We start from the raw sequence: 11,041 nt of genomic DNA on the forward strand, positions 1-11,041 counted from the left end.
GGAAACGCCGACGGGCCCCTCCGTGCGGAGGGGCCCGTCAGGTGGTGCGGGGTGCGTCAGGCGTTGACGGCGGCGAGGGCGGCCTCGGAGTCGAGGACGCCGGCCACGGCCTGGAGGACGGCGGCGATCTTCATCGAGGCCTGGATGACCTCACGGTCGACGCCGGCCTTGCGCAGGACGGCCTCGTGCGAGTCGAGGCACTGGCCGCAGCCGTTGATGGCCGAGACGGCGAAGCACCAGAGCTCGAAGTCGATCTTCTCGACGCCCGGGGTGCCGATGATGTTCATCCGCAGACCGGCCCGCATCGTGCTGTACTCCTTGTCGGAGAGCAGGTGCAGCGTCCGGTAGTAGACGTTGTTCATCCCCATGATCGCGGCCGCGCCCTTGGCGGCGGTGTACGCCTCCGGGGAGAGGTTGGCCTTGGCCTCGGGCTCCAGCTCGCGCAGCAGACCGGGGCTGCGGGTGGCCATCGCGCAGGACAGCACGGTGCCCCAGAGCTGCTGGGCGGGGAGGTCGGAGTTGCCGATGACCGAGCCCAGGTTGAGCTTGAGGTCCTTGGCGTAGTCCGGGAGCGCGGCCTTCAGGTCGTCGAGGGCCATGGGTCAGCCCGCCAGGAGGGCCTGGGCGTCGAGGGTGTCCTCGCCCTTGTTCCAGTTGCACGGGCACAGCTCGTCGGTCTGCAGGGCGTCCAGCACCCGCAGGACCTCCTTGGGGTTACGGCCGACGGAGCCGGCGGTGACCATGACGAACTGGATCTCGTTGTTCGGGTCGACGATGAACACGGCGCGCTGGGCGGTGCCGTCCTCGCCCTCGACGCCGCAGGCGCGCATCAGCTCGTGCTTGATGTCGGCCAGCATCGGGAAGGGCAGGTCGCGCAGGTCCTTGTGGTCCTTGCGCCAGGCGTGGTGCACGAACTCGGAGTCGCCGGAGACGCCGAGGATCTGGGCGTCACGGTCGGCGAACTCGTCGTTCAGCTTGCCGAACGCGGCGATCTCGGTCGGGCAGACGAAGGTGAAGTCCATCGGCCAGAAGAAGACGATCTTCCACTTGCCCTCGTAGGTCTTGTGGTCGATGTCGGCGAAGGCGCTCGCGGCGTCCAGGTCGACACAGGCCTTGAGGTCGAACTCGGGGAACTTGTCGCCGATCGTGAGCACGTTCGCTTCTCCTGAAGTGAGACTGAGGGGAGCTTGTCCGGATTCCGGACGCGACCCACCATTCCACATCGTGGACTGATCAGGGAAATAGCAGAAGGCATTAAGACTGATCGGACGGGGCTATCAGTGGTGCCCATGCGGTTGCCCAGCAGCCACGCCGGACGGTGACACTACCTGGGCGGAGCCTTCTGCTCTCCCGCACTCGGCGCACCCGCTCGCGATGCGGAGGCACCGGGACCGGCGTGCCCGCCGCCACCGGCCGTGACCCGGTGGCGGCGGGGTCTCCGGGTCAGCCGGCGGTGACGCGTTCGGCGAAGCCGCCGGAGCGGACGGCGTCGACCATGCGGCTGAAGGCGTCGTTCGTCGAGTAGTAGAAGACCGACGGGTCGCCGGTCGTCTCCTCGGCGCGGCGGGAGCTCGCGGTGACGAGCAGACGGGAGAGGCGCTCGTAGAAGCGCTCGGGGGCGAGCCGGGTGGGGAAGAGGGTGTGGTAGCAGTCGAACAACTCGGGGTTGTCGTCGATCAGTTGGTCCCGGACCTCGTCGTACAGGTCGGTGCCCGGCAAGGGCGTCAGCACCGAGAAGCTCGGCATGTCGACACCGAGCTCCTCGACCGTGCGGGTCAGGCGGTCGAAGTCGGCCTCGTCCCAGGACGGGTTCACGATGAAGTTGGCCCGGACCTTGACGCCCAGTGCGTGGAAGAGGTCGAGGGCCTCGCGGGTCTGACGCGCGCTGGTGCCCTTGTGGTAGCCGCTCAGCTCGTCGTCGGTCATGGATTCCGCTCCGACGAGGACGGAGTCCAGCCCGATCTCCGCCCAGCGGGTGATCACGTCGGGGCGGCGGAGGGCGGTGTCGGTGCGCACGTACATGTGGTACCGGCGGTCGAGCTCGGCCTGGTCGATGGCGTCGGCCAGTTCGAGCATGCGGCCGGGCTGGATGAACGCCTCGTCGTCGACGACGTACAGGTTCCGCTGCTCGATGTCCTGGATCTCGCCCACCACGCGCTCGGCTTCCTTGACCAGGTAGCGGCGGTCGGTGATGCGCCACAGCGAGCAGAAGTGGCACTGGAAGGGGCAGCCCGCGCTGAACCGGACCAGGGCCACCGGGTTGTAGATGGAGTGGAAGTAGGAGCCGCGGTGCCGGGCCAGCAGGGACCGGTCGGGGCGGGGCAGGGAGTTCAGCGTGGCCGGTTCCGGCTTGACCGTGCGGCGCAGCGCGGTTCTCGTGTCGTACGGCGCGAGCCCGGTCACCGGCTCGACGCGGGTGCCGCGCTCCAGGTGGCCGATCAGGGTGAGCAGCGGGTCGGCGCCCTCGCCGGCCACGACGTAGTCGGCGGCGAAGCCGTCCATCCACTCGCTGGACACGGTCACGTGGTGGCCGCCGAGCACGACGGGCACGTCGGGCCACAGCCGCTTGACCTCGTGGGTCACCTGTCGGCTGACCGGCACGTTGGTGGTGTACGGGACGGCGACCCCGACGAGGTCCGGCGGCTCGTTGGCCGCGGCGTACTCCGCGAGCGGCGGGTCGAGGCGCAGATCGTGGATGGTGACGTCGTGGTGTCCGCGCAGCGCGCCCGCCAGGTACTCCAGCGGCAACGGCTCGCAACAGCTCAGCTCGTCGCTGAGAACGGCCCGCTCGTTGCGCGGCCACACCAGCAGTATTCGCACGGCTTCCTTCTTCCTGACGGGGCTGTCGATTTGCTTGCTGCGGGCGTGCTCAGTACACGCCTTCGACCCGGCCGTGCACGGTGAACTCGGGGCTGTACGGGTCACCGATCCAGGCCCACGGGTGCGCCTCGGCGGCCGCACCGTACGGGCGGACGCGGTGGGCCCGGTCGCGCTCGCGGAAGCCGGGGATCAGCTGGTCGTCGGTGAACCGCCACACCCGCACCCAGCCCTCCGCGCCGAACTCGACGTCGGCGCCCTCCTCGTCCACCACGTCCAGGAGGACGTGCGGCGAGCTGGGAACGTAGACGACCCGGTAGTCGTCCTCGGGCTCGAACGGCTTCTGCCAGCTGACGCTCGTGGTCGAGGAGCCGTACAGGCCGACGACGGGAACGCCGGGGAAGAGGTCCTCCCGCAGGATGCGGTGGGTCTCGGGCTCCAGGGTGGTGCCCGCGTGGACGATCGCCTCGACGGACGAGAACAGCGCCGGATCCAGGTGCTCGGGGAGCATCTCCAGCAGGCGGGAGGTGCAGAACATGACGCCGATGTCCTGGGAGCGGATGACCGCCTCGGTCTGGTCCCAGATGTGCCGGACGTACCGGTCGGCGGCGGCGGTCATCCCCTCCTCGCCGAAGACCTTGACGATCCGGGGGTCGAGGTCGATCGAGAAGCAGCGGCCGCCGCGGCGCTCGGCGTACGAGACCACGAGACGGCCCGTGGTGTGCGGGCCCATGGGGCCGAGGAAGAGCCAGTTCCGGTCGCGCGGCACACCGTGCAGGTCGAGGAAGTGGTCGGAGAAGTCGAGGACGTCGCGCCAGTAGGTCGAACCCCAGGTGCCGTGCTTGGGCGCACCGGTGGTGCCGCCGGTCTGCGAGGCCCACAGGAACTTCTCCTGGGCGAGGACGTCGCGGGGGATGAAGTCCTCGACCGGGCGGCGGCGGACCGCCTCCTCGTAGCGCTGCTGGTCGGCGGCGTCCCGCAGGCCGACGAGGGCCAGCGCGTCGGCGAGGCCGGTGACCTTCTCGTAGGCGTCGGCGCCCAGTTCGCGGTCGCGCTCCAGCCAGAACGGCGACCCCGTCTCCGGGTGGAGGTGCCTGCGGATCACGCGGCGGACGTGGTCGTCGCCGACGGGGCGCAGGGGGGAGGGGGATTCGGGCAGCGGCATGGATGCATCCTCGGAACTCATGCGGTCCTCCGCGGGAGGAGCGCCTTCTTCTGGAACAGGAAGTCGGAGAGGTAGCCCTCCTGGGGGTCGACCGGGTCGTAGCCCCGGTCGAACGCGTCGTCGGCGAAGACCTTGGTGATCGTGGGCTCCTGGGCGAGCAGTTCGACGACCTCGGGGTGGTCGCCGATGACCGACACGATCAGCGAGTGCGCGCACGCCTCGTCCAGCCGTGCACGGTCGACCCGTGCCACGGCCGTGAAGGGGAAGGGCAGTTCGGTGCGGAACAGCGGGGAACCGGCGTCCGTCAGCAGCACGGTGGGGCGCAGGAAGGCGCTGTCGCCGATCTCCACCAGGAGCGGGACGTCACAGTCGCGGGCGGTGACGTCCACGGCTCCGCCCGCGATCTCGCGCTCGATCTCGCGCACCAGCGCCCGCAGGAGCTCCCGGTCGGGGAAGGCGGGCACCCGGGCCGCCCGGGCGTCGAGCGGCAGGACGGGGTAGGCGTTGAACGCCCTGGCCAGCTGTGCGGCGGCGGCCTCGGCGTCGCCGGTGACCGCGAGCGCGCTGACGTTGGTGCACAGCCGGCCGGAGCCCTGGAAGGCGAGCCGCGCCAGGCGGTCCCAGGTCCGCGGGTCGGGGTGGTCGTCGAGCAGGACGGCCTTGCTGCGCCCGAAGTGGTAGGTCTTCAGCCGCGAGGGCTCCATCGAGGGCGCGTGCTCGCCGGGCCACACGATCTGGTCGGCGAGGTTCAGCCAGGTGGGGACGTCGCCGTGGCACATCGACAGGGCTCCGTCGGGCAGCCCGGCCTCGTACAGGGCGGAGACGAAGACGCCGGCGGTGAACGGGTCGCGCTCGGAGGTGTTGATCAGGGTCGGCCGCCGGGCGGCGAGCGTCTGCAGCCACTCGATCTGGATGGTCGGGAAGTTGCCCGGGACCCGCACCATGCAGGTGCGTCCGGCGGGGAGCCACGCCCACGGGGCGTCGACCCGGCCCGTGCGGTAGGCGGCCAGGTCACCCTGCGGGGCCTGGACGGACATGATGTCCTCGATGCGCCGCAGGTGGTGGGCCACGGCCGCGATGCCGCGTTCGACCCTGAGCTGCGGCAGGCCCGTGGTCGCCGAGATCGCCCGGGCCACCGGGGTCACCCGGCCGGCGGACAGCTCCCGGTCCACGATGTCGGCGGCCCGGTGGAAGTAGCCGAACCAGGTGGCGTCGTCGATCTTCCGGAGTTCGGCGCCGACGTTGCGGGCCAGGACGACGGCCTTGTGCTGGACCAGCCGGTTGGGCTGGGCGACCAGCGCGACCGTGCGGCCGTCGCATCCGGTCAGTGGCCTGGGCCGGGAACCGGTGTAGGCGTTGCGGCCGATCCACGCGGCGACGTCGAGCATGTCGGAGGACGTGCGGGGTCGGGAGGACTCTGTGAGCACGGAGCACCTTCGGTGTTGGGGCGGGCCGGGACAGCGTGGGGCTGTTGTGGTCACGGAGCGAGGGCGAGGGTCAGACCTCGTACCAGCGCAGCCGGTCCCAGGGGTCGGCAGTGAAGTCGTAGCGGACGTGCGCCGGGGTGAGGGCGACCAGGGACGCGGAGGTGGAGCCGTAGGGGCGGCCGTCGAGCAGTCGGCTGACCAGGGGGCTGTGCGGGTTGCGGTCCGCGGGCTCGCCGTCGCCGAACAGGCCCAGCCACGGCGCCCACGCCGTCTCAGCGGGCTCGCCGGGCCGCGGCTCGGCGTCCGCCGTGGTGTTCAGGGCCCGCAGGACACCCGCGGCCCGTTCGTGGTCGCGGTCGTCGAGGCCGTAGAAGGTCAGCACGTGATCGCCGGGCGGAACCTCCTGATGCCGCAGGTCCACCCCGTCCCAACTCCACAGCTCGACGCCCGCCGGGCGCCCGAGCAGGAGGTGGAACCCGCCCATGCCGATCGACTCGGCCCGCTCCAAAGGGAATTCTCCCGCCAGGGCGCGCAGCGGGCAGGCGCCACGGCTGCGCGCGCCGGGCGGCGGGGGAGCGGACTCCGCCTCGTCGACGACAACGCCGTTGACCAGCACGGCCACGGCCGGCTGCGACCGGTCGACGGCGAGCCAGGTGCCGCCGGCCGTGAGGTCGAGGCCGCCCTCGAAGGTTCGGTGGAGCCCACTCCAGTGGTGGTCCGGCGGCTTCCAGAGCCGGTCCAGGAATTCGTCGCGCACCGCGCCGAGGAGGAGAGAACCCCCCTCCCCGGCGCGGAAGCGGAAGAACACGGTACACATGCTTGGTCGGTCCCCCGTCGTGCTTCGTCCTGCGCTCCCTGCCGGGGCAGGGGGTCGGTCAGTGCGTACGGACTCGGCGCACGGCCCGTTCGAGCAGCGACCAGGGATCCGCCGGCTCCAACTGCCCCGCGCCGGCCCGGTCGACGAGTTCGGCGAAGCAGGCGCGGTAGAGCTGCCCGCGGTCGTCGTGGCCGGTCTCCTTGCGGAGCCGGCGCATGACGCCCTGCTGGAGCCCGCCGCCGTGGTGGACCGCGATCTTCTTGCGCCAGGCGACCGGCTCCGGCACCCGGGAGCTCATGGCGGTGCGCAGGTGGTACTTCTCCCGCCCCTCCCGGACCTTGCACTGCGGCGCGGTCTCCAGCGCGACCTGCATGACGGGCCAGGACCAGAACGGGTGGTGGGTGGTCGTGCCGTAGGCGAGCGGCATGCGGTTGGACAGCTCGTTGCTGCGCCGGGTGCGGTCCACCGCGGACAGGACCTGGTCGACGAGCTCGTCCGGGTCGTCGAACGGGCTGTAGAGCCCGGCGTTCATCAGATCGCTGCCGTAGCCGGTGAGCAGCACCCGGTCGGCGGGAAGGGCCCCCACGCGCTGCACCGTGGTGGCGGTCAGCGCGACCTCGACGACCTCGGGATCCGCGACGCCCAGCCACCGGATCGCCTCCGGGATGGAGCCGACGATCTGGTCCTCGTCGAGGTGGACGGGCGCCAGGTCCAGGCCCAGGACCTCGCACAGCTCGGCGGCGTCGGCGAACTCGTCGCCCCACGGGGTCCCGACGCTGTACGGGGTGACCGGCAGTCCGCCGGTGGCCGCGAGGTACGTGACCGTCCCCGAGTCGATGCCCCCGGACAGCAGGGTCGCGTACCGGCCGTCCTCGGGCGTGGCGGCGGCGATGCGGCGGATCTCCGCGGCGAGCGCTTCGAGTTGGGCCTCGCCGGCCGTCAGGGGCTCGTCCCGGTACGGCGAGCGGTGGGCGGCCAGCGGGTCGGCCTCGTCGGCCGTGGTCGTGGTCCAGTTGTGGCCGGTCGAGCGGGTCTCCACGACGATGCCGTGCGGCAGCCGGTCGACGCCCTTCAGCAGGGTGGCGCGCTCGTGCGCCGGCGGCCCGTCTGCGATCTCGACGGCCAGCCCGAGCGCGGGCAGGACCAGCGGGGCGAGCAGGAGATCGGTGAAGTAGGCGAACCGGCCGCGCAGGCGGTTGACCGCGTAGTAGACCGGGTCCTCGTTGAGGGGCGAGATGCGGACGGTGACGGCATCCGGTGCGACGCGCAGGGAGGACCCGGGCCCGGTGCCGCCCGGGCGGGTGACCAGGGTGCGGACGTCCAGCTCGAACGGGGCGTCGAGCCCGACGGGTTCGGGGCCCCGGTAGTGCACGTACAGCTCGCCGAGGTGGTGCCCCGGCGCGAGCGGCGCAAGGTCCGGCAGCGGAACGTTGCTGACGGCACACCACTTGCTGGTGGCGGGAGAGGTCATGGTGCTCAGGCCCTTCCGATGATGCGGCGCATGCGCTGCTGTGCCTCGCCGGCGGAGAACGCGGTGCGATGGGCCTTCTTGCCTTCGTCCCGCACCCGTTGCAGCCCTTCGAGGTAGGGGCCGTTGACCCGGGCGCGGGTGGACTGCACGGCGGCGGCGGTGTAGGACGCGATGCGCCGGCCGTGGGCGAGGGCGCGCTCCAGGAGGTCGCCGGGTTCGGTGACCTCGTGCAGGAGCCGGTCCGCCAGGGCGCGGTCGGCGAGCCACTCGTCGCAGGTGTAGAGCATCTCCTGCATGACGCTGCGGCCGACGACGGTCTCCAGCATGTAGCCGCCGAAGTTGCAGGCGATGCCCACCCGGAACTCCGGCATGACGAGCCGGGCGCGTCGGCTGCCGATCCGCAGGTCGCAGCAGAGCGCGATCTGCAGGCCGACGCCGATCGCGTAGCCGTCGATGGCCGCGACGACGGGCTTGGAGATGCCGACCAGGGTGCCGTACAGGTCGGTGATGTCGTCGATCCAGGCGTCGACCTCGTCGCCGCCGGTGAACTCCGAGACCTCGTGGAAGTCCCCGCCGGCTCCGAAGGAGCGTCCCTCGCCGCCGTACAGGACGATGCACGCCACCTGGTCGTTCCGATCCAAGTCGAGCATGAGCTGGGCCAGTTCCCGCATCCGGGCCCGGCTGAAGGGGTTCTGCTCGTGCGCCTGGGAGAACTCCACGAGAGCGATCCCGCCGGGCTGGATCTCGCAGTGCATGCTCGCCTCGGCGGCGGCAACCGTCGGCATCAGGACCCCCCAAGGGCTGGTGACATGAATGATGATCAGGCCGGTACCCATCTGCCTGCATATTCATACATGGCAGGGGCATGTGGCAACAGTCTCCGAGGGGTGACGCAGTGACACCACTGCCTGTAAAACATCCAGTTGGAGCCGACCTTGACCTCGCAGGGATGACTGATGTATTCACGTCCTTGCACACATATTCGCGGACCTGCGGTTCGAGGTCCCCCAGTGGGACGAGAGCCGGGACCGCTCAGAGAGGATTGATCGGCCATGCAGCCTGTGGTACCTCGCGGCTTCCGGGCAATCACGACGAACATGGGCCTCAAGGACGTCGGGGACGACTTCGCCGCGGTCGTCTCCGAGGTGCCGTGCCGATCGGCCGCGGTGTTCACCAAGTCCCGGTTCGCCGGCCCCAGCGTCGTGCTCAGCCGTGAGGCGGCCGCGCTCCAGCGCGGCCGCGGGATGGTCGTGCTGTCCCGCAACGCCAACGTCGCCACCGGGCGGGTCGGGGCGGAGAACGCCGCGGAGGTGCGCCGCCGGGTCGCCGAGATCGCCGGCATCGATCCGGAGGAACTCGTCATCGGCTCCACGGGCGTGATCGGACGTCCGTACCCCATGGAGGACATCCGGGCCGGGCTCTCCGCCATGACCTGGCCGTTCCCGGAGGCCGACTTCGCGGCGGCGGCCAAGGCGATCATGACGACGGACACCCGCGCCAAGCACGTGAGCGTGCGCTGCGGCGACGCCGTGCTGGTCGGCATCGCCAAGGGCGTGGGCATGATCGAGCCCAACATGGCGACCCTGCTGACGTTCTTCTTCACCGACGCCGACATCCCCGCGGCCGAGCTCGACGCCCTGTTCCGCCGCGTCATGGACAAGACGTTCAACGCGCTGAGCATCGACACCGACACCTCCACCAGCGACACCGCCGCGGTCTTCGCCAACGGACTCGCCGGCGCGGTCGACCCGGCCGCCTTCGAGCAGGCGCTGTACGAGTGCGCGCTGCACCTCGTGCGCGACATCGCCTCGGACGGCGAGGGCGCGTCGAAGCTGATCGAGGTGCGGGTCACCGGGGCCCGCGACGCGGCCCAGGCCAAGCGCGTGGGCAAGACCGTGGTCAACTCCCCGCTGGTCAAGACGGCCGTCCACGGCTGCGACCCGAACTGGGGCCGCATCGCGATGGCCATCGGCAAGCTCGAGGACGACACCGACATCGAGCCGGCGGCCGTCCGCATCCAGTTCGGCGACCTCACGATGTACCCCGACGAGGTGGGCGACGCCCTGCTGGAGCAGGCCCGCCGGTACCTGGGCGGCGACGAGGTGGTCATCCGGATCGACCTCGGCATCGCCGACGGCGCGTTCACGGTGTACGGCTGCGATCTCACCGAGGGCTACGTGAAGATCAACGCGGACTACACCACCTGAGACCGGGATGACGACTCCGCTGAACTCCGTCGCGCTGCCACCGGGCGTTTGCTCGGTGGCGAGCGCGGCCGAGCTGCCCAGGGCCGACTGGGACGGGCTGACAGGCGCGGACGACCTCTTCCTGTCCACCCGCTGGCTCGACGTCGTGGAACGCACCGCGGGCGTGCCGATGCGCTACCTCTGGGTGGAGCGGGACGGCGCACTCGTCGCGGGACTGGCCACCGCGCTCGCCACCCGTGACGCCCCCTGGCTGCTGGGCAGGACGGACGCCGTCCTGCGCCGCGCCGCCGCATCGGACTTCCCGGACGCGGCGGACCTCCTGGCGGAGGTCCAGGACGCGGACGCGCTCCTCCCGTCCCTGCTCGCGGGAGGGCGGCAGCTGGGCAACACCCGGGTGCTGCACGGCCCGCACAGCCGGCCGGAGGACCTGGCCGCCCTGGTCGGCGCCGCCGAGACACTGGCCCGGGAGGCCGGCGCGGCCAGCCTGGCCTTCCTCTTCGTCGCCGACCGCGACCGGCCGCTCGCCGACCTGCTGGCGCGCCGCGGCTACACCTCGTTCACCTCGGGCCGCTACGCCACCCTGACGGTGCCCCCGACCGGCTTCGAGGGCTACCTGGCCGCCTTCTCCGGGCGCCGGAGGTCGATCAAGGCCGAGCGGCGCAGGATCGGCGCCGCCGGCGTCACCGTCGCGGCCGAGCCGCTGAGCACGGACGTGCTGCCGCGCCTGGCCGAGCTGGAGGCCGAGCTGATCGCCAAGTACGGCATCCCCTGGTCGGCGGACCGCTCGCTGAACCTGATCGGGCGGACGGCCGAGCGGTTCGGCGACGACGCCTTCGCCGTCCTGGCCCGGGCCGAGGGCGAGATCCGCGGCTTCAGCCTGGTCCTGCGCCACCACGGGGCCTGGTACGCCCGGCACAGCGGCTTCGACTACGCGTTCCAGCGGCGCACCGGGACGGCGCTGTACTTCGAGGTCGGCTACTACCGGCTCATCGAGGAGGCGGCCGCCGCCGGGGTGGGCACCATCCACTACGGATTCGGCAGCGACGCCACCAAGGCCTCGCGCGGCTGCGCGATCGCCGATCAGCGCTGCCACCTGCTGAGGATCCGGACCAACCGACCGTAGGACGAACTGACCGT

General features: G+C 71.4%; 10 protein-coding genes. 2 read left to right on the forward strand and 8 right to left on the reverse strand.

Annotation, left to right across the window (positions count from 1 at the left end; all coding sequences use genetic code 11):
• Window positions 1-56: 56 nt before the first annotated feature.
• The 8 genes from ABTY61_RS18405 to ABTY61_RS18440 form a co-directional block, all read right to left on the reverse strand.
• Complete coding sequence (locus tag ABTY61_RS18405) at window positions 57-599, reverse strand: alkyl hydroperoxide reductase (protein WP_350506049.1); 543 nt, start codon at window positions 597-599, stop codon at window positions 57-59.
• Window positions 600-602: 3 nt separating this feature from the next.
• Window positions 603-1,154 (reverse strand): peroxiredoxin, encoded by a 552-nt coding sequence (locus ABTY61_RS18410; RefSeq protein WP_350506050.1) that lies wholly within the window; start codon window positions 1,152-1,154, stop codon window positions 603-605.
• A gap of 289 nt (window positions 1,155-1,443) precedes the next feature.
• On the reverse strand, window positions 1,444-2,820 hold the full coding sequence (locus ABTY61_RS18415) for a B12-binding domain-containing radical SAM protein (protein WP_350506051.1): 1,377 nt from the start codon (window positions 2,818-2,820) through the stop codon (window positions 1,444-1,446).
• A 49-nt stretch (window positions 2,821-2,869) separates the two neighbouring features.
• On the reverse strand, window positions 2,870-4,003 hold the full coding sequence (locus tag ABTY61_RS18420) for an AMP-binding protein (protein ID WP_350506052.1): 1,134 nt from the start codon (window positions 4,001-4,003) through the stop codon (window positions 2,870-2,872).
• The gene (locus tag ABTY61_RS18425) at window positions 4,000-5,409 is read right to left on the reverse strand and encodes an oxidoreductase (protein WP_350506053.1); all 1,410 of its coding nucleotides are present in this window, start codon (window positions 5,407-5,409) and stop codon (window positions 4,000-4,002) included. The genes ABTY61_RS18420 and ABTY61_RS18425 overlap by 4 nt, the downstream gene beginning before the upstream one ends.
• A 70-nt stretch (window positions 5,410-5,479) precedes the next feature.
• Window positions 5,480-6,226, reverse strand: coding sequence for an NRDE family protein (locus tag ABTY61_RS18430; protein ID WP_350506054.1), 747 nt, complete (start codon window positions 6,224-6,226; stop codon window positions 5,480-5,482).
• Window positions 6,227-6,284: 58 nt separating this feature from the next.
• Window positions 6,285-7,697 carry an asparagine synthase C-terminal domain-containing protein gene (locus ABTY61_RS18435; protein WP_350506055.1) on the reverse strand — a complete coding sequence of 471 codons (1,413 nt, stop codon included), beginning with the start codon at window positions 7,695-7,697 and terminating at the stop codon, window positions 6,285-6,287.
• A gap of 5 nt (window positions 7,698-7,702) precedes the next feature.
• Window positions 7,703-8,482 carry an enoyl-CoA hydratase/isomerase family protein gene (locus ABTY61_RS18440; protein ID WP_350506056.1) on the reverse strand — a complete coding sequence of 260 codons (780 nt, stop codon included), beginning with the start codon at window positions 8,480-8,482 and terminating at the stop codon, window positions 7,703-7,705.
• A gap of 267 nt (window positions 8,483-8,749) precedes the next feature.
• Here ABTY61_RS18440 and argJ point away from each other — a divergent pair, with 267 nt between their 5' ends.
• Together argJ and ABTY61_RS18450 are read left to right on the forward strand one after the other, a co-directional pair.
• A complete protein-coding gene (gene argJ, locus ABTY61_RS18445) occupies window positions 8,750-9,904 on the forward strand; it encodes a bifunctional glutamate N-acetyltransferase/amino-acid acetyltransferase ArgJ (RefSeq protein WP_350506057.1) in 1,155 nt (384 codons plus the stop codon).
• 7 nt (window positions 9,905-9,911) lie between these two features.
• On the forward strand, window positions 9,912-11,027 hold the full coding sequence (locus ABTY61_RS18450; RefSeq protein ID WP_350506058.1) for a GNAT family N-acetyltransferase: 1,116 nt from the start codon (window positions 9,912-9,914) through the stop codon (window positions 11,025-11,027).
• Window positions 11,028-11,041: the final 14 nt, after the last annotated feature.

It is taken from the genome of Kitasatospora sp. NPDC096128 (genome assembly GCF_040303105.1).
GTDB lineage: Bacteria > Actinomycetota > Actinomycetes > Streptomycetales > Streptomycetaceae > Kitasatospora.

Bases quoted from the DNA above. Each gene is read 5' to 3' on its own strand.
- ABTY61_RS18405 (WP_350506049.1), bottom strand. From the start codon at position 599: ATGGCCCTCGACGACCTGAAGGCCGCGCTCCCGGACTACGCCAAGGAC.
- ABTY61_RS18420 (WP_350506052.1), bottom strand. From the start codon at position 4,003: ATGAGTTCCGAGGATGCATCCATGCCGCTGCCCGAATCCCCCTCCCCC.
- ABTY61_RS18430 (WP_350506054.1), bottom strand. From the start codon at position 6,226: ATGTGTACCGTGTTCTTCCGCTTCCGCGCCGGGGAGGGGGGTTCTCTC.
- ABTY61_RS18435 (WP_350506055.1), bottom strand. From the start codon at position 7,697: ATGACCTCTCCCGCCACCAGCAAGTGGTGTGCCGTCAGCAACGTTCCG.
- ABTY61_RS18440 (WP_350506056.1), bottom strand. From the start codon at position 8,482: ATGCCGACGGTTGCCGCCGCCGAGGCGAGCATGCACTGCGAGATCCAG.
- argJ (WP_350506057.1), top strand. From the start codon at position 8,750: ATGCAGCCTGTGGTACCTCGCGGCTTCCGGGCAATCACGACGAACATG.
- ABTY61_RS18450 (WP_350506058.1), top strand. From the start codon at position 9,912: ATGACGACTCCGCTGAACTCCGTCGCGCTGCCACCGGGCGTTTGCTCG.